Annotated in this window: 15 protein-coding genes; 8 read left to right on the top strand and 7 right to left on the bottom strand. The window is 59.5% G+C overall.

Translation table 11 applies throughout. From position 1 onward, the window contains the following. The first annotated feature begins 10 nt into the window (after nucleotides 1–10). From U5A05_RS02060 to U5A05_RS02030, 7 genes are all read left to right on the top strand, one after another. The gene (locus U5A05_RS02060) at nucleotides 11–1,453 is read left to right on the top strand and encodes a TldD/PmbA family protein (protein ID WP_321835474.1); all 1,443 of its coding nucleotides are present in this window, start codon (nucleotides 11–13) and stop codon (nucleotides 1,451–1,453) included. Then, on the top strand, nucleotides 1,453–2,790 hold the full coding sequence (locus U5A05_RS02055) for a TldD/PmbA family protein (RefSeq protein WP_321835473.1): 1,338 nt from the start codon (nucleotides 1,453–1,455) through the stop codon (nucleotides 2,788–2,790). Before U5A05_RS02060 ends, U5A05_RS02055 begins: the two co-directional genes overlap by 1 nt. A 137-nt stretch (nucleotides 2,791–2,927) precedes the next feature. Continuing rightward, entirely contained in the window at nucleotides 2,928–4,358 is a 1,431-nt protein-coding gene (gene mdtD / locus U5A05_RS02050) for a multidrug transporter subunit MdtD (protein ID WP_261740618.1), read from the top strand. 150 nt (nucleotides 4,359–4,508) lie between these two features. Continuing rightward, nucleotides 4,509–5,846 (top strand): ATP-dependent RNA helicase DbpA, encoded by a 1,338-nt coding sequence (gene dbpA / locus U5A05_RS02045; protein ID WP_261742358.1) that lies wholly within the window; start codon nucleotides 4,509–4,511, stop codon nucleotides 5,844–5,846. A 154-nt stretch (nucleotides 5,847–6,000) separates the two neighbouring features. Then, nucleotides 6,001–7,179, top strand: a complete 1,179-nt coding sequence (locus tag U5A05_RS02040; protein WP_321835471.1) for a BaiN/RdsA family NAD(P)/FAD-dependent oxidoreductase — start codon at nucleotides 6,001–6,003, stop codon at nucleotides 7,177–7,179. A gap of 187 nt (nucleotides 7,180–7,366) precedes the next feature. Further along, nucleotides 7,367–9,541, top strand: coding sequence for a YccS family putative transporter (gene yccS / locus U5A05_RS02035; RefSeq protein WP_261740616.1), 2,175 nt, complete (start codon nucleotides 7,367–7,369; stop codon nucleotides 9,539–9,541). Nucleotides 9,542–9,605: 64 nt separating this feature from the next. Continuing rightward, a complete protein-coding gene (locus U5A05_RS02030; protein WP_261740615.1) occupies nucleotides 9,606–10,067 on the top strand; it encodes a GNAT family N-acetyltransferase in 462 nt (153 codons plus the stop codon). Here the strand turns inward: U5A05_RS02030 and U5A05_RS02025 are convergent. Both U5A05_RS02025 and U5A05_RS02020 read right to left on the bottom strand, forming a co-directional pair. Then, complete coding sequence (locus U5A05_RS02025) at nucleotides 10,058–10,354, bottom strand: winged helix-turn-helix domain-containing protein (protein ID WP_261740614.1); 297 nt, start codon at nucleotides 10,352–10,354, stop codon at nucleotides 10,058–10,060. The genes U5A05_RS02030 and U5A05_RS02025 overlap by 10 nt on opposite strands. A gap of 136 nt (nucleotides 10,355–10,490) precedes the next feature. Further along, nucleotides 10,491–10,979 carry a M48 family metallopeptidase gene (locus U5A05_RS02020; RefSeq protein ID WP_261740613.1) on the bottom strand — a complete coding sequence of 163 codons (489 nt, stop codon included), beginning with the start codon at nucleotides 10,977–10,979 and terminating at the stop codon, nucleotides 10,491–10,493. Nucleotides 10,980–11,167: 188 nt separating this feature from the next. On the opposite strand from U5A05_RS02020, the gene U5A05_RS02015 reads away from it, so the two are divergent. Next, nucleotides 11,168–11,560, top strand: a complete 393-nt coding sequence (locus U5A05_RS02015) for a hypothetical protein (protein WP_261740612.1) — start codon at nucleotides 11,168–11,170, stop codon at nucleotides 11,558–11,560. A gap of 57 nt (nucleotides 11,561–11,617) precedes the next feature. Here the strand turns inward: U5A05_RS02015 and fba are convergent, their stop codons facing one another. The 5 genes from fba to tkt form a co-directional block, all read right to left on the bottom strand. Further along, the gene (fba, locus tag U5A05_RS02010) at nucleotides 11,618–12,682 is read right to left on the bottom strand and encodes a class II fructose-bisphosphate aldolase (RefSeq protein WP_004419605.1); all 1,065 of its coding nucleotides are present in this window, start codon (nucleotides 12,680–12,682) and stop codon (nucleotides 11,618–11,620) included. Nucleotides 12,683–12,942: 260 nt separating this feature from the next. Beyond that, complete coding sequence (locus U5A05_RS02005) at nucleotides 12,943–13,161, bottom strand: hypothetical protein (RefSeq protein ID WP_261740611.1); 219 nt, start codon at nucleotides 13,159–13,161, stop codon at nucleotides 12,943–12,945. A 32-nt stretch (nucleotides 13,162–13,193) separates the two neighbouring features. After that, a complete protein-coding gene (locus U5A05_RS02000; protein WP_261740610.1) occupies nucleotides 13,194–14,357 on the bottom strand; it encodes a phosphoglycerate kinase in 1,164 nt (387 codons plus the stop codon). 26 nt (nucleotides 14,358–14,383) lie between these two features. After that, nucleotides 14,384–15,439, bottom strand: coding sequence for an erythrose-4-phosphate dehydrogenase (gene epd / locus U5A05_RS01995; RefSeq protein ID WP_321835466.1), 1,056 nt, complete (start codon nucleotides 15,437–15,439; stop codon nucleotides 14,384–14,386). A 120-nt stretch (nucleotides 15,440–15,559) separates the two neighbouring features. After that, on the bottom strand, nucleotides 15,560–17,557 hold the full coding sequence (gene tkt / locus U5A05_RS01990) for a transketolase (protein WP_321835464.1): 1,998 nt from the start codon (nucleotides 17,555–17,557) through the stop codon (nucleotides 15,560–15,562). Nucleotides 17,558–17,599 lie beyond the last annotated feature (42 nt).

Here is a 17,599-nt window from a genome sequence, read left to right as displayed (position 1 = left end):
AGGTCTGTGCATGTTCGATTTTTACCCTCAGCTCAAGCAGCGCTTTGGCGCGCTGCGCACCCGGGCCGAGTTCTTTTCGCTGCGTTACGTACGCGAGTCCGGGCAATACCTGTCGGTACGCAAGAACGTCGCAGAACCTCCTTCATTCAGTCACGACCAGGGCGCCATGCTCACGGTGCGGCTCAAGGGTGTCGAAGCCTACGCCGCCACCAATGACCTGTCGCAAGCCGGTCTGCAGGCCGCCCTCGAACGTGCCGAAGCCCAGGCGCAACTGATCGCCGCCCACGCCCTGCTCGATCTGAGCCAGGAGCCGGTGTCTCACGAACGCGCCGACTATTACTCGCCCAATCTCGATCAGGCTTTCCCGTCACTCAGCGACTGCTTTGAGCTGCTCGGCGCCGAATCGGCGGCCGTGCCCAAAGACGAGCGACTGGTGAGCTGGGACGTTTCGCTGGGCCTCAATCACGTCGAGCAAATCTATCTCAACAGCGCAGGCGCCGAGTTGCGGCGCGCCCAGCGCTTTGTTTATCCAGGCATGAGCGTCACCGCCTATGACGGCAACGACAGCCAGAGCCGCAGCCTGGGCCGTGAGAACTTTGGCCAGCAGGGCGGCGCCGATGTGATCAGCCGCTGCGGGCTGATCGGTGCCGCGCCCAAGGTCGCTGATCAGGCCCTGCAATTGCTGCTGGCGCCTAATGCCCCGGCGGGTAAACGCGACCTGCTGCTGATGCCCGACCAGATGATTTTGCAAATCCACGAATCCATCGGCCACCCGCTGGAGCTGGACCGCATTCTCGGTGACGAGCGCAACTACGCGGGCACCAGCTTCGTCAAGGCCAGTGACTTCGGCAGCCTGCAATATGGCTCCCAATTGCTCAACGTAACCTTTGACCCGGACATCCCTGAGCAACTGGCCAGCTACAGCTTCGACGACGACGGCACCCCGGCCCACAAGGAATTCCTGATCCGCGAAGGCCTGCTGTTGCGGCCATTGGGCGGTGCCCTGTCGCAGTTCCGTTCGGGCCTGGACGGCGTAGCCAACAGCCGCGCCTGCAGCTGGAACCGGCCACCGATTGATCGCATGGCCAACCTCAATATCGAACCCGGCGACCAGTCAATGGCCCAGCTGGTTGGCGGTATCGAGCACGGCATCCTGATGGCCACCAACCGTTCCTGGTCGATTGACGATGCGCGCAACAAGTTCCAGTTCGGTTGTGAATGGGGCCAATTGATCGAGAACGGCGAACTCAAGGGTGTGGTCAAAAACCCCAACTACCGGGGTATTTCCGATCAGTTCTGGCGCAACCTCAGCGCCGTGGGCGACGCCAGTACCTTAAAGGTGCTGGGCACGCCGAACTGCGGCAAGGGCGAGCCCAATCAGGTGATCCGCGTGGGCCATGCATCGCCTGCGTGTGTATTCAGTCAAATTGATGTGTTTGGAGGCGATGCCTGATGAGTACCCCATTGAGTCAGGCCGAGCAGTTCAAAGCGTTGGTGGAGTGGCTGGGCAAAGCGATCCGTTCGCCTGAGCAATTCACCCTGGGCTACAACGCCGAAGCCTCGGAATTTATCCGTTTCAACAAGGGTAAAGTGCGCCAGGCCGGGCTTGTGCAGCAGGCCAGCCTGAGCCTGAAATTGATCAACGACGGTCGCCACGCCGATGTGAGCCTCACCTTGGCGGGCGAGTCGGACGTCGACAAACAGCGCTTGGCCGAGGCCTTGCAGCAACTGCGCGAAACACTGCCGCTGTTGCCCGCCGACCCGTATTTACTGCTTAACCCGCAGCCGTGGAACAGCCATAACGTACAGGGCCAGCCTCTGCCGGACACCGCCCGGGTACTGGAGGAAATCCACCGCGCAGCCAAGGGCGTCGATCTGGTCGGCTTTTATGCCAGCGGCCCCATCAGCTACGGCTATGCCAGCTCCGAAGGTGCGTTTGGCTGGCATCAGGCCAACAGTTTCAACTTCGACTGGAGCCTGTTTCACAGCAATGGCCAAGCGGTCAAAGCCAGCTACGCCGGAGCCGACTGGGACAGCGAGCGCTTCGCCCAGCGCATGCAGCTGGCCCGTGAGCAACTGAGTTTTCTCGATCGCCCGCTGCATGCCTTGGCACCCGGTGAATACCGTGCCTACCTGGCCCCGGCGGCACTGGAAGAAGTGATGAGCATGCTGTGCTGGGGCGGTTTCTCGGCACAGGCGCTGGCCAGTAAAGCCAGCCCGCTGCAAAAGCTCTATGCGGGTGACGCACAACTGAGCCCGTTGGTGTCTTTTGACGAGCAGGTGAGCCAGTCCCTGAGCCCGGCGTTTTCCGGCGAAGGGTATCCGCGTCAGGACTTGTCGCTGGTCAAGCACGGCCAGTCCAACCAGCAACTGGTGGGCTCGCGCAGCGCTGCCGAATATGGACTTGAGGTCAACGGCGCGCCATGGAGTGAAGCCCCTAGCGCACTGGCGATGGCTGCGGGCACGCTGGAACAGGCCGATATCCTCAAGCAATTGGGCACCGGGCTGTATATCAGCAACCTGTGGTACTTGAACTACTCGGACCAACCGGCGGCACGTCTGACCGGCATGACCCGCTTTGCCACCTTCTGGGTCGAGAACGGCGAGATAAAGGCCCCGGTCAACACGATGCGCTTCGATGACAGCGTCTATAGTCTGCTGGGATCGCAACTGGAAGCGCTGACGGTTGACCGTGAGTTGTTGCTGTCGGCCAGCACTTACGACCAGCGCCAGACCGCATCGAACCTGCTGCCGGGGGCGTTGGTTAAAAAGCTCACATTGACCCTGTAAGCATCGCCACCGATCAATAGTGGGAGCGGGCTTGCTCGCGATGCGGCGCCCGGATTTTTCAGGTAAACCGCAGCGATTCAATCGCGAGCAAGCCCGCTCCCACATTGGATTTTTGACAGTTCATGAAAAGAGGTCCTATGCCCGCACGCCCGGTTCTGAGCCCTGAAACCCTGCGCTGGTTGCCGTGGGTGGTGGCCATCGCGTTTTTCATGCAGTCACTCGACGGCACCATCCTCAACACCGCCCTGCCCGACATGGCCAGCGACCTGAAAGAGAACCCGCTGCGCATGCAAGGCGTAATCGTTGCCTACATGCTCACCGTGGCCCTGCTGATTCCCGCTTCAGGCTGGATCGCCGACCGTTTCGGGACCAAAAAAATCTTCTTCGGCGCCATCCTGCTGTTCAGTTTTGGCTCATTGCTTTGCGCCTTGTCCAGCACCCTCAACGAGCTGATTGGCGCACGTATCGTCCAGGGCCTGGGCGGTGCCTTGATGCTGCCCATCGGGCGACTGGTGGTGCTCAAGGCTTACCCGCGCTCGGAACTGGTGCGGATCATGGGCTTTATCACTATCCCCGGCCTGCTCGGCCCACTGATCGGCCCGACCATGGGCGGCTGGATGGTGCAATACCTGAGCTGGCACTGGATCTTCCTGATCAACCTGCCCGTAGGCGTCCTCGGTTGCTGGGCGGTGTGGCACTTCATTCCGGACTTGCGCGGCAGCGAGCGCACCCGTTTCGACGGCGTGGGCTTTGTACTGTTTGGCGCGGCGATGGTGTTTATCACCATTGCGATGGAAGGCTTGGGCGAATTGCACATGCCGCACCTGCGCGTGATGTTGCTGCTGTTCGCCGGGATGGCGTGCCTGGCGGCGTACTGGCTGCGGGCCGGCAATATCAGCAACCCGCTGTTCTCACCGGTGTTGTTCAAGACCAAGACGTTTGCAGTGGGCATCCTGGGCAATTTATTTGCTCGTCTGGGCAGCGGCGCCCTGCCGTTCCTGGTGCCTTTGCTGCTCCAGGTCGCGCTGGGCTATTCCCCATCGCAAGCCGGGATGAGCATGCTGCCGCTGGCCGCAGCCGCCATGCTGGCCAAGTGGATTGCGCGACCGCTGATCGAGCGTGCAGGTTATCGCACCGTGCTCACCGCCAACACCTTTGCCCTGGGCCTGATGCTGGCCAGCATGGGGTTGGTCACCGAACACACGCCTTACCCGCTGTTACTGTCAATGCTGGCAGTTTTAGGCGCTATCAACTCATTGCAGTTCACCGCGATGAATACCGTGACCCTGATCGACCTCGATGATGCCAGCGCCAGCAGCGGCAACAGTTTGCTGTCGGTAGTTGCACAATTGTCCTTGAGCCTGGGCGTGGCTTGCGCCGGGGCCTTGCTCGGCGGTTTCACCGGAGATGGCGGCAGCGAGGGGGTAGACACGGTGCTCGGAGCGTTCCAGCTGACCTTCCTGTCGGTCGGGATCATGGCAATGCTGGCAGCGGCAATTTTCCTGCAACTGTCACCGCAGGACGGGCGTAAACCCAAGGCCAACTCGGAGCACGAGCTGGAACATTAAGCGGCTTTATAAGCAGAACTGGATTACATCTCGTCCAGAATGTTCAGGCAAAGGGCATGGGACTGGTACACTACGCGACATTTTGTTTTGCAGGCCAGTCCCGTGACCACCATTGCCACCGCTTTTAACACTCTGCCTCTGTCCGCCGCCATGCTGGCTAACCTCGACTCCCTCGGTTATGCCCAGATGACGCCGATTCAGGCGCAGAGCTTGCCGGTGATCCTCAAAGGCATGGACCTGATCGCTCAGGCCAAGACCGGTAGTGGCAAAACTGCCGCCTTCGGCATCGGCCTGCTGAACCCGATCAACCCGCGCTTCTTCGGCTGCCAGGCCCTCGTGATCTGCCCTACCCGCGAACTGGCTGACCAGGTCGCCAAAGAAATCCGCCGTCTGGCCCGCGCTGAAGACAACATCAAAGTGCTGACCCTGTGTGGCGGTGTGTCGTTCGGCCCGCAAATCGGTTCGCTGGAGCACGGCGCGCATATCATCGTCGGCACCCCGGGCCGTATTCAGCAGCACTTGCGCAAAGGCTCGCTGGTACTGGACGGTCTGAACACCCTGGTACTCGACGAAGCTGACCGCATGCTGGACATGGGCTTCTACGACGCTATCGAAGACATCATTGTCAAAACCCCGGAGCGTCGCCAGACCCTGCTGTTCTCGGCCACCTACCCGGTGGGCATCAAGCAGCTGTCGTCCAAGTTCATGCGCAACCCTCAGCAAGTAAAAGCCGAGGCACTGCACACTGACAGCCAGATCGAGCAGCGCTTCTACGAAATCTCGCCTGAAGAGCGCATGAGTGCTGTGACCAAGGTGCTGGGCCACTTCCGCCCGCAATCTTGTGTAGCGTTCTGCTTCACCAAGCAGCAGGTTCAGGAAACCGTTGATCACCTGACCTCCAAAGGTATTTCGGCTGTCGGCCTGCATGGCGATCTGGAACAGCGCGACCGCGACCAGGTACTGGCGATGTTTGCCAACCGCTCGACTTCGGTTCTGGTTGCCACCGACGTTGCGGCCCGTGGTCTGGACATCGACGCGCTGGACATGGTGCTCAACGTTGAGCTGGCCCGTGATTCGGAAATTCACATTCACCGCGTTGGCCGTACCGGTCGCGCTGGCGAAAAAGGCGTTGCGATCAGCCTGGTTGCGCCGTCCGAAGCGCACCGCGCCCAGGCCATCGAGCAGCTGCAAAAGGCCCCGCTGAACTGGGAAACCCTGGACACCCTCACCTCGCAAGGCGGCGCACCGTTGCTGCCGGCCATGAGCACGCTGGTGATCGGTGCTGGTCGTAAAGACAAGGTTCGCCCTGGCGATATCCTCGGTGCCTTGACTGGCGACGCAGGCATTCCAGGTGCCCAGGTTGGCAAGATCGCGATCTTTGACTTCCAGGCCTACGTGGCTGTTGACCGCACCGTGGCCAAACAGGCTGCCCAGCGCTTGAGCGAAGGCAAAATCAAAGGCCGCGTATTGCGCGTTCGGGTTTTGTAAGAGATCGCCTGAACACTGGCGATCAAATGTGGGAGCGGGCTTGCTCGCGATGCAAACAACTCGGTTCAGCTGAATGACCGAGGTGCTGCAATCGCGAGCAAGCCCGCTCCCACATTAGGTTTGGCTTGAATATAAATTTTGTGAGGACACCGCTTTGCGCTCTACCGACGTTGTGATTATTGGCGCTGGCGCCGCAGGTTTGATGTGCGCGCTGACCGCTGCCGGGCGTGGGCGCAAGGTCATGTTGGTCGACCACGCCAACAAGGCAGGAAAGAAGATCCTGATGTCGGGCGGTGGCCGCTGCAACTTCACCAACATGTACACCGAGCCCAACAATTTCCTGTCGCAGAACCCGCACTTCTGCAAGTCGGCCCTGGCGCGCTACACCCAGTGGGATTTCATCGAGCTGGTGTGCAAGCACGGCGTGCCGTATCACGAGAAAAAACTCGGCCAACTGTTCTGCGATAACAAATCCAGCGACATCCTCGAAATGCTCCTCGATGAGTGCCAAAAAGCGGGCGTCAGCCTGCACCTGGACACCTCGGTCGAGCAGATCGAAAAAACCGACAACGGTTACAGCCTCAATACCACGCTGGGGCCGATTGATTGCCAGTCACTGGTGGTCGCCACCGGCGGGCTGTCGATCCCGACCTTGGGCGCCACAGGTTTTGGTTATCAAATAGCCAAACAATTCGGCCACACACTGCTGCCCACCCGCGCAGGGCTGGTGCCGTTCACCATCACCGATCAGCTTAAAGAGATCTGCACCGAACTCTCCGGCACGTCGGTGGATTGCCTGGTGAGCTGCAACGATCAGAGCTTTCGGGAAAATATCCTGTTCACCCATCGTGGCTTGAGCGGACCGGCGATCTTGCAGATTTCGTCGTTCTGGAATACCGGTGACACGGTTGAAATCAACCTGCTGCCCGACCTCGATGCACTGCAGTGGCTGCACACCCAACAGGCCGAACGCCCCAACAGCGAGCTGAAAACTATGCTCGGTGAAATTTTCACCAAGAAGATGGCCAATCTGCTCGCCGAGCACTGGTTCGAGTCCAAGCCGATGAAGCAGTACACCCCGGCTGAACTCGCGCAGGTGGCGGACAAACTGGCGAGTTGGAAAGTAGTACCGGCCGGCACCGAAGGCTATCGCACGGCCGAAGTGACCCTGGGCGGGGTCGATACCCGCGAGGTGTCGTCCAAGACCATGGAATCGCTGAAAAGCCCGGGTTTGTATTTTGTCGGCGAGGTACTGGATGTGAGCGGCCATCTGGGCGGCTTCAACTTCCAGTGGGCGTGGGCTTCGGGGTATGCGGCGGCGCAGTACGTCTAGTCCAAGACCGTATCGCGGCTTTCGCGAGCAGGCTCGCTCCCACAGGTAAATTGCACTGCTCTTGTGGGAGCGAGCTTGCTCGCGATGGCAACCCCAAAAAATATTTTGTGTTCGATGTGACAGTGCCATTGCGCTGTCGTCTTAACTGGCTCAAGTTAGCGAATCACGAGCCAGGCACCGCCACTTCATGTCATCGAAAAGCTTTCAGCATTCCCTGCGCCGCTTGTGGGCGCTGGACAAGTTCAGTTACAGCGTCCGGGTGTTTGTCGCCCTGACCGGCAGCATGGCTTTTTGCTGGTATCAGGATGAGATGTCGCTGCTGATCCCGCTGTTCCTGGGGATTATCGCCAGCGCGTTGTCCGAGACCGATGACAGCTGGCAAGGCCGCCTGAACGCCTTGCTGGTAACGCTAGTGTGTTTCACCGCCTCGGCATTCAGTGTCGAACTGCTCTTCCCCTACCCCTGGTTAATGGTCTGCGCGCTTGCGCTAGCCAGCTTCGGCCTGACCATGCTCGGGGCGCTGGGCGAGCGCTACGGGGCGATTGCCTCAGCCACGCTGATTCTGGCCGTGTACACCATGATCGGCGTCGATCAGCGCGGCGGCGAAGTCACCAACTTTTGGCATGAGCCCTTGCTGCTGGTTGCTGGTGCGGCGTGGTACGGGATGTTGTCGGTGCTGTGGCAGGCGCTGTTTTCCAACCAGCCGGTGCAGCAAAGCCTGGCGCGGTTGTTTTGGGAACTGGGCCTGTACCTGAAAATAAAATCGTCGCTGTTCGAGCCCATTCGCAAGCTGGATGTCGAAGCGGGCCGACTGGAACTGGCCCGGCAAAACGGTCGAGTGGTAGCGGCGCTGAACAGTGCCAAAGAGATCATCCTGCACCGGGTCGGCAACTCCCGGCCGGGCTCCAAGCTCAGCCGCTATCTCAAGCTGTACTTCCTCGCGCAGGACATCCACGAGCGCGCCAGCTCTTCGCACTACCCGTACAACGCCCTCGCAGATGCCTTCTTCCACAGTGACGTGATGTTCCGCTGCCAGCGCCTGCTGCGCCAGCAAGGCGTGGCCTGCCAGCGTCTGTCGGAGTCGATCAAGCTGCGCCAGCCGTTTGTCTACGACGACAGCTTTGCCGAGGCCCTGAGCGATCTGCACGCCTCCCTCGAACACTTGCGTATCCAGAGCAACCCGGCCTGGCGCGGCCTTTTGCGTTCACTGCGGGCGCTGGCCGCCAACCTTGGCACCCTTGATCGTTTGCTGAGCGACGCGAGCAACCCCGACAACCTGGCCGATGCCACCGACAGCAGCCTGCTGGACCGTTCGCCGCGCAACCTCAAGGATGTCTGGTCACGCCTGCGCCAGCACCTGACGCCAACCTCGCTGATCTTCCGCCACGCCCTGCGCCTGCCGCTGGCCCTGAGCATCGGTTTTGCAATGGTGCACTGGATTCACCCGAGCCAAGGTTACTGGATCATCCTTACCACGCTGTTCGTGTGCCAGCCGAGCTACGGCGCCACGCGGCGCAAATTCAGCCAACGCATCATCGGCACCGCTATCGGCCTGGCCGTGGGCTGGGCACTGTTTGATCTGTTCCCCAACCCGCTGGTGCAGTCGATGTTTGCCGTAGTGGCCGGGGTCGTGTTCTTTATCAACCGCACCACCCGCTACACCTTGAGCACTGCAGCCATCACCCTGATGATCCTGTTTTGCTTCAATCAGGTGGGCGACGGCTACGGGCTGTTCCTGCCGCGACTGTTCGATACCTTGGTGGGCAGCGTGATTGCGGCGGCGGCGGTGTTCCTGTTCCTGCCGGACTGGCAGGGCCGTCGACTGAATCAGGTGCTGGCCAATACCTTGAGCTGTAACAGTCAGTATCTGCGCCAGATCATGCAGCAGTACGCTCAGGGCAAAAGCGACAACCTGGCGTATCGACTGGCGCGCCGTAACGCCCACAACGCTGATGCAGCGCTGTCGACCACGCTGGCCAATATGCTGATGGAACCGGGGCACTTCCGTAAGGATGCCGACATGGGTTTCCGCTTTTTGGTCATGTCCCACACCTTGCTCAGCTATCTGTCAGGCTTGGGCGCGCACCGCGATACCGAGTTGCCCGCTGAAGTTCGCGAGCAGTTGATTGAAGAGGCCGGGTGCAAGATTGCCGACAGCATCGATCAGATCGCCCAAGGCCTGGCCACCAAGCAAACTGTGGCGGTGCAGAGTGACGAGGAAGAGACGCTGGCCAACGCGCTGGAACAAATGCCCGAGGAACTCGATGAAAACCAGCGCCTGGTGCAAACCCAACTGGCGTTGATTTGCCGCCAGCTCGGACCGCTGCGCACCCTGGCCGCGCATTTGATCAAGACGCCGTAGAGCTTGGCCTCAGTGTGCATCGCGCCTACTATCGGGGCATGAACTCCCCAACAAGGACAAGACCGTGACCACTGACTGGCTCTGCAAACACCACAACGACCTGGGCAAAGAGCAGCTCTACGCCATACTGGAGTTGCGCTCAAAGGTATTCGTCGTCGAGCAAAAATGCGCCTATCAGGACGTCGACGGGCAGGACCTGACGGGGGATACCCTGCATGTAATGGGCTGGCAGGACGATCAACTGGTGGCATACGCCCGCGTGCTCGATCCTGAATCCCAGGGCGGCGACGTAGTGATTGGCCGCGTGATCATTGCCCCCGAGGGTCGCGGGCAAAAACTTGGGCATACGCTGCTTGAACAAGCCCTGGAGAACATCGAAGAGTACTGGTCGGGACAGCCCGTGTTCCTGTCCGCCCAGGCGCACTTGCAGCCGTTCTATGAGCAACACGGGTTCCTCGCCGAGGGCGAACGCTATCTTGAAGATGACATCCCGCACATCGGCATGCGCCTGACACCTCAGGGGTAACCCAGCACCTGCTTGATCTGCACCAGATGCTCGCCGACCCAGTTTTTATCAACCGGGCCCCAGCTGCGAATCTGATAGCGCCCGGCATGGTTGCGGGCGCCATCCTGCTGTTCAAACTCGCAAACGATATCCAGATCAGCCAGGGCGGCAATGGTGTCCTGCGCGGTACGACGCGGCATACCGGTCACTTCCGTCAATGCGGGCACGCTGCTGGCGGTCTGGCTGTCGATCAACCAGGCCACGTACAAGCGCCGGTAAAAACTGCTTTTGGTTTTGCTGACGTCCATGCAGAACTCCATTCAGGTGGGGCAATAAACCTGTAGCCGCTGCCGCAGGCTGCGATAAGGGCCAAAGGACCTTCGTCGGTTATTCAGAAACACGGGGCGCTGCGCTCCCCCTCGCAGCCTCGTACCTGGGCAGCGGCTACAAGTCCCGCCAGGTCAGATACACCCGCAGGTCAAACTCCAACTGGTGATAACCCGGCAACATGTACTCGCACAACTTGTAAAACGCCTTGTTGTGGTCTGACTCCTTCAGATGAGCCAGTTCGTGAACCACGATCATCTTCAGAAACTCGGGCGCTGTATCCTTGAACAACGAGGCCACACGCAACTCTTTCTTGGCCTTGAGCTTGCCGCCCTGGACCCGCGAAATGGCGGTGTGCAAACCCAGCGCACGGTGGGTCAGGTCGAGCTTGTTATCAAACAGCACTTTGTCAAAAGACGGCGCATTGCGCAGGTATTCCTGCTTGAGCTCCTGCGCGTAGGTGTACAGCGCCTTGTCGCTTTGTATGGCGTGACGTTGTGGATAACGCTCGTTCAGGTAACTGCTCAGCTGGTCGCGCTCAATCATTTGGCGCACCTGCTCTTGCAAGGTCTGGGGGTAAGCCTGAAGGTATTTGAGAACAGTCATGGGGGGGCAACGCACAGCATAAAAGTACGCCAGTGTAGCGAATTCAACCCCAACGCTACTACGTCAGACTTTTACACCGCCAAGAGACGGACATTTCCGAGAAAGCCTGATACCCACATGCGCTGCTTGCAGCTATGAAAGACCCGGGGCTATCTTCACCAGTCGCCGATGATCCCCGTGGAACAGACATGAAAAAGACGACGCCCGACGATCCCAAAGCAACTGGCATCAAGCGTGATGATCATCAGCACGATGAGGCTACCCGGCGCATTCTCGACGCCATGCTCCAGGCCCCACCTGTTTCCCTCGACAGCCTCAAGCCCACACAGGCACTCAAGACCAGCCCAAAATCCCCCTTTGGCGTGCTGCCTGACATTCGTGCGATAGAAGCGTTGTCCCATGTTTCACTGATGCTCAAAAGCACCGAAGAGGTCTCGGATGAAATCACCGTATTCGCCAGCGGCATAGAGCGCGGCCTGGTCTGGTCACTGGTGCATTCGGTCGAGATGTCGCGTTCACTGGTCGATGCGTTGCTCAGGGCAAACGGCGTCGATCCGGAGCAAATACACCGGAGCGCATGAAAACCGCGCCCACAAAAAAGCCCGCATCGCTGCGGGCTTTTTTATAACGCTCGGGTCTTAGTTGACCTTGGCGTTCAGCTCACCTTTGAGGTAACGCTGGTACATGGCTTCCAGAGAGATCGGCTTGATCTTCGAAGCGTTACCGGCAGTACCGAAAGCTTCGTAACGAGCGATACACACGTCACGCATGGCAGTTACGGTTGCGCCGAAGAACTTGCGCGGGTCGAACTCGCTCGGGTTGGTCGCCATCAGGCGACGCATGGCACCAGTCGATGCCAGACGCAGGTCGGTGTCGATGTTGACCTTGCGCACGCCGTGCTTGATGCCTTCAACGATTTCTTCTACCGGCACACCGTAGGTTTCTTTGATGTCGCCGCCGAACTCGTTGATGATCGCCAGCCACTCTTGTGGAACAGAGGACGAGCCGTGCATCACCAAGTGAGTGTTCGGAATGCGTTTGTGGATTTCCTTGATACGGTCGATAGCCAACACGTCACCGGTAGGTGGCTTGGTGAACTTGTAAGCGCCGTGGGAAGTACCGATGGCAATTGCCAGGGCATCCACTTGAGTGCGCTTGACGAAGTCAGCCGCTTCTTCCGGGTCAGTCAGCATCTGGCTGTGATCCAGAACGCCTTCTGCGCCAATACCGTCTTCTTCGCCAGCCATGCCGGTTTCCAGCGAACCCAGGCAGCCCAGCTCGCCTTCAACCGACACACCGCAAGCGTGAGCCAGGGCAACAGTCTGCTGAGTAACGCGAACGTTGTAGTCGTAGTCGGTTGGGGTTTTGCCGTCTTCGCCCAGCGAGCCGTCCATCATGACCGAGCTGAAGCCCAGCTGGATCGAGCGCTGGCAAACGTCAGGGCTGGTGCCGTGGTCCTGGTGCATGCACACCGGGATATGCGGGAATTCTTCGATTGCAGCCAGGATCAAGTGACGCAGGAATGGAGCACCTGCGTACTTGCGCGCGCCGGCCGAAGCCTGAACGATCACCGGGGAGTCGGTCTTGTCAGCGGCTTCCATGATGGCGCGCATCTGCTCAAGGTTGTTGACGTTGAAGGCTGGAACGCCGTAGCCGAATTCGGCGGCGTGGTCCAACATCTGGCGCATGCTGATAAGTGCCATTGTGTGTGTCTCTCCCGGACAAGGGTCGTTAATCGTGCAAGCCTGCCGTAGCGGCGGCTGCTATTCAAGTTATTGCAGATCGGGGGTTGGCCCCTGAAATGCGGATTTTGTGTAGCTGAAACGTTACAGCTTCAGCTATAGCTGCTCGAGCCAAATGTGGGAGCGAGCATGCTCGCGATGTAGGCAACTCGGCATATTTGCCTCATCGCGCTGAAGTTGTCGCGAGCAGGCTCGCTCCCACAAGTAGGGCACATTTCAAATCAAGGGCACCCACGCTCTTGTGAAGCCTTGGGCGACTCGTATTTCTCCAGCGCCTCAGGCCCTGAGCGTTTATTGACCAGCGGTACGCTTTGCGCCTGCCAGTCTGCCTGGTAGCAACCACTCTCTTCAGGGGTGGCTGCTTCGGGCGTCGGCGTGTTCGAACCGGCGCAACCGGCCAAAAAGCCCGCGATCATCAACAGCGGTAACAACTTGACCATGTCCATGCTTCCTTTCAGGGCCAGAATCACATTCAGGCTTTGGCGCGGCTTTCCAGAACTTCAACGGCAGGCAGTACCTTGCCTTCGACGAACTCAAGGAACGCACCGCCACCGGTGGAGATGTAGGAGATTTGATCAGCAATACCGTACTTGTCGATAGCCGCCAGTGTGTCGCCGCCACCAGCAATCGAGAACGCTGCGCTATCAGCAATGGCCTGGGCCAGAACCTTGGTGCCGTTACCGAACTGGTCAAACTCGAACACGCCAACCGGGCCGTTCCACAGAATAGTATTGGATGACTTGAGCAGCTCGGCAAAATGCGCAGCCGTTTGCGGTCCGATGTCCAGGATCATGTCGTCGCCAGCAACGTCAGCGATCAGCTTGACGGTTGCAACGGCGCTTTCGGCAAACTCTTTAGCCACTACCACGTCAGTCGGCAAAGGTACGTTGACCTTGGCGGCGATAGCGCGGGCGGTGTCCAGCAGGTCTGGCTCGTACAACGATTTACCCACTGGGTGACCGGCTGCAGCCAGGAAGGTGTTGGCGATACCGCCACCCACGATCAGCAGGTCGCAGATCTGGCTCAGGCTGTTGAGCACTTCCAGTTTGGTCGACACCTTGGAACCGGCAACAATCGCCGCCATCGGCTTGGCCGGGGCGCCCAGGGCCTTGCCCAGTGCGTCCAGCTCAGCAGCCAGCAACGGGCCCGCAGCGGCAACCTTGGCGAATTTGGCCACGCCGTGGGTCGAACCTTCGGCGCGGTGAGCGGTGCCGAATGCGTCCATCACAAACACGTCGCACAGAGCAGCGTATTGCTTGGCCAGTTCGTCGGCGTTTTTCTTTTCGCCCTTGTTGAAGCGTACGTTTTCGAACAGCACGATGTCGCCCGCTTTGATCTCGACACCATTGAGGTAGTCGCTGACCAGCGGCACTTCACGGCCCAGGGCCTTGCTCAGGTATTCAGCCACTGGCTTGAGGCTGTTTTCAGCCGAAAACTCGCCTTCAGTCGGGCGTCCCAGGTGCGAGCAGACCATAACCGCCGCGCCTTTTTCCAACGCCAGCTTGATGGTCGGCAGCGCAGCGAGGATACGCGCATCGCTGGTGACTACACCGTCCTTGACTGGGACGTTGAGGTCTTCGCGGATCAGTACGCGTTTACCTTGCAGATCGAGGTCGGTCATCTTCAACACGGTCATGGGTCGCAATTCCTGAGTTTCTAATGTTAGAGAGCGGGTTTGGAGTGGGTAACGTGCAAGTAGTGCTCTGCCACATCGATCATTCGATTGGCAAAACCCCATTCGTTGTCGAACCAGGCCAACAGGTTCACCAGCCGGGGGCCGGAAACGCGGGTCTGGCTGGCATCGACAATGGCCGAATGCGGGTCATGGTTGAAATCACAACTGGCGTGCGGCAACTCGGTGTATGCCAACAGGCCTTTGAGCGGGCCGCTGGTGGCGGCCTCGCGCAGTACGCGGTTAACTTGTGCGGTGTCCGTGTCGCGGGCCGTGGTCAGGGTGATATCCAGGCATGACACGTTCAAGGTCGGAACCCGCACCGCTTTGGCTTGAATTCGGCCAGCAAGTTCCGGCAACAAACGTTCAATACCTTTGGCCAGCCCGGTAGACACCGGAATCACCGACTGAAATGCCGAACGCGTACGCCGCAGATCTTCATGGTGGTAGGCATCAATCACCGGCTGATCGTTCATTGCCGAGTGAATAGTGGTGATCGATACGTACTCGAGGCCAAACGCCTGATCCAGCAAACGCAACAGCGGCACGCCACAGTTGGTGGTGCAGGAGGCGTTGGATACCAGTCGCTCTTCGCCGGTCAGGCTGTGCTGGTTAACGCCATACACGATGGTGGCGTCGACATCTGCGTCGCTGGCCATCGGTTGCGAAAACAATACACGGGGTGCCCCGGCATCAAGGAAGCGCTGGCCGTCGGCGCGGGTGTTGTAGACGCCGGAACATTCCAGCACCAGATTAACGCCCAATGCGGCCCAGTCGATCCCTTCGGGAGTGGCACTGCGGAACACTTTCACGCAGTCGCCATTGATATGCAGGCAGTCGCCTTCGATCCGTATCTCACCGGGGAACCGGCCATGAGTGGAGTCGAAGCGCGTCAAATATTCGAGACTGGCCATATCGGCCAAATCATTGAGTGCAACAATTTCAAACCCGGCGTCAGCACCTCGCTCAAACAACGCACGCAAGACGCAACGACCAATTCGGCCGTAGCCGTTGAGTGCAACTTTGTAAGGACGCGGTTGAGGCATGGGGTTCTCGATTACCAAGGTGAATCCTTCACACTTTCGCGAGCAGGCTCGCTCCCACATGGGCTATGTAGATCCCTGTGGGAGCGAGCCTGCTCGCGAAGAGGGCAGCCTCTTTGTTACTTAGTCTTCCAGCAGCTCTTCAGCCTGACCCAGGATGTTTTCCAGGGTGAAGCCGAACTCTTCGAACAAAGCAGGCGCAGGCGCCGACTCGCCGTAGGTGGTCATGCCGATTACGCGACCTTCCAGGCCCACGTACTTGTACCAGTAGTCAGCGTGGGACGCTTCGATCGCGATACGGGCGCTAACCTGCAGCGGCAGAACCGACTGTTTGTAGCCTGCATCTTGAGCTTCGTACACGCTGGTGCATGGCATCGAAACGACACGGACCTTACGGCCTTGTTCGGTCAGTTTCTCCCAGGCCTGAACTGCCAGGCCCACTTCGGAACCGGCCGAGATCAGGATCAGCTCAGGCTCGCCTGCGCAGTCCTTGAGCACGTAACCACCACGGTTGATGTCGGCGATCTGACCAGCATCACGGGTTTGGTGGTTGAGGTTCTGACGCGAGAAGATCAACGCGGACGGGCCGTCGTTGCGCTGCAGGGCGAATTTCCAGGCCGCTGCGGATTCAACCGCATCAGCCGGGCGCCAGGTGTCCAGGTTCGGCGTGGTCCGCAGGCTGGTCAGTTGCTCGATTGGCTGGTGCGTCGGGCCGTCTTCGCCCAGACCGATGGAGTCGTGGGTGAACACATAGATCACGCGCTGCTTCATCAGAGCCGACATGCGGATGGCGTTGCGGGCGTATTCCATGAACATCAGGAAAGTCGCGCCGTAAGGCACCAGGCCGCCGTGCAGGGCGACACCGTTCATGATGGCGCTCATACCGAACTCGCGTACGCCGTAGTACACGTAGTTGCCGCTGGCGTCTTCAGCTGAAACGCCTTTGCAGCCTTTCCAGATGGTCAGGTTGGAGCCGGCCAGGTCAGCGGAGCCGCCCAGCAGTTCTGGCAACAGCGGGCCAAAGGCATTCAGCGCGTTCTGGCTGGCTTTGCGGCTGGCGATGGTTTCGCCTTTGGCAGCCACTTCATTGATGTAGGCGGTGGCCTTGGCATCGAAGTCCGCTGGCAGTTTGCCGCTCAGGCGACGGGACAGCTCGCCAGCCAGTTCAGGGAACTCGGCTGCGTAGGCTGCGAAGCGCTTGTCCCACTCGGACTCAGCCGCAGCACCGGCTTGCTTGGCATCCCATTCGGCGTAGATATCAGCCGGGATTTCAAACGGACCGTGGTTCCAGTTCAGAGCTTTACGGGTCAGGGCGATTTCGTCGTTGCCCAGTGGAGCACCGTGGCAGTCTTCCTTGCCCTGCTTGTTCGGCGAGCCGAAACCGATAGTGGTTTTGCAGCAGATCAGCGTTGGCTGATCGCTTTTACGTGCAGTTTCGATCGCGGTCTTGATTTCATCCGGGTCGTGACCGTCAACGTTACGGATCACTTGCCAGTTGTAGGCTTCGAAACGCTTTGGCGTGTCGTCGGTGAACCAGCCTTCAACTTCGCCATCGATGGAGATGCCATTATCGTCGTAGAACGCGATCAGCTTGCTCAGGCCCAGAGTGCCGGCCAACGAGCCAACTTCATGGGAAATGCCTTCCATCATGCAGCCATCACCCAGGAACACGTAGGTGTGGTGATCGACAACGTTATGCCCAGGACGGTTGAACTGCGCGCCCATGACTTTTTCTGCCAGGGCGAAGCCCACAGCGTTGGCCAAGCCCTGACCCAACGGGCCAGTGGTGGTTTCAACGCCTGGCGTGTAGCCCAGCTCCGGGTGACCCGGGGTGCGGCTGTGCAGCTGGCGGAAGTTTTTCAGGTCGTCGATCGACAGGTCATAGCCGGTCAGGTGCAGCAACGAGTAGATCAGCATCGAACCGTGGCCGTTGGACAGCACGAAGCGGTCACGGTCAGCGAACGAAGGGTTGCTCGGGTTGTGCTTCAGATAATCGCGCCACAGTACTTCGGCGATATCCGCCATACCCATAGGGGCACCTGGATGGCCGCTGTTGGCTTTTTGCACGGCATCCATGCTGAGTGCACGAATGGCGTTGGCACGCTCACGACGGCTGGGCATCGCTGTTCTCCTGGGTATTGAAAGTTAAATCGAAACGGAAAA

This window comes from Pseudomonas kulmbachensis (assembly GCF_963681935.1).
Taxonomy (GTDB): Bacteria; Pseudomonadota; Gammaproteobacteria; order Pseudomonadales; family Pseudomonadaceae; genus Aquipseudomonas; species Aquipseudomonas kulmbachensis.
This window is presented reverse-complemented; position numbering and strand designations above follow the sequence as displayed.

What these genes read in the sequence shown, in the direction of transcription:
- U5A05_RS02000 (WP_261740610.1), bottom strand. Translation starts at nt 14,357, where the DNA reads ATGACCGTGTTGAAGATGACCGACCTCGATCTGCAAGGTAAACGCGTA.
- epd (WP_321835466.1), bottom strand. Translation starts at nt 15,439, where the DNA reads ATGCCTCAACCGCGTCCTTACAAAGTTGCACTCAACGGCTACGGCCGA.
- U5A05_RS02055 (WP_321835473.1), top strand. Translation starts at nt 1,453, where the DNA reads ATGAGTACCCCATTGAGTCAGGCCGAGCAGTTCAAAGCGTTGGTGGAG.
- U5A05_RS02005 (WP_261740611.1), bottom strand. Translation starts at nt 13,161, where the DNA reads ATGGTCAAGTTGTTACCGCTGTTGATGATCGCGGGCTTTTTGGCCGGT.
- U5A05_RS02020 (WP_261740613.1), bottom strand. Translation starts at nt 10,979, where the DNA reads ATGACTGTTCTCAAATACCTTCAGGCTTACCCCCAGACCTTGCAAGAG.
- mdtD (WP_261740618.1), top strand. Translation starts at nt 2,928, where the DNA reads ATGCCCGCACGCCCGGTTCTGAGCCCTGAAACCCTGCGCTGGTTGCCG.
- fba (WP_004419605.1), bottom strand. Translation starts at nt 12,682, where the DNA reads ATGGCACTTATCAGCATGCGCCAGATGTTGGACCACGCCGCCGAATTC.
- tkt (WP_321835464.1), bottom strand. Translation starts at nt 17,557, where the DNA reads ATGCCCAGCCGTCGTGAGCGTGCCAACGCCATTCGTGCACTCAGCATG.
- U5A05_RS02015 (WP_261740612.1), top strand. Translation starts at nt 11,168, where the DNA reads ATGAAAAAGACGACGCCCGACGATCCCAAAGCAACTGGCATCAAGCGT.
- dbpA (WP_261742358.1), top strand. Translation starts at nt 4,509, where the DNA reads ATGCTGGCTAACCTCGACTCCCTCGGTTATGCCCAGATGACGCCGATT.
- yccS (WP_261740616.1), top strand. Translation starts at nt 7,367, where the DNA reads ATGTCATCGAAAAGCTTTCAGCATTCCCTGCGCCGCTTGTGGGCGCTG.
- U5A05_RS02025 (WP_261740614.1), bottom strand. Translation starts at nt 10,354, where the DNA reads ATGGACGTCAGCAAAACCAAAAGCAGTTTTTACCGGCGCTTGTACGTG.
- U5A05_RS02060 (WP_321835474.1), top strand. Translation starts at nt 11, where the DNA reads ATGTTCGATTTTTACCCTCAGCTCAAGCAGCGCTTTGGCGCGCTGCGC.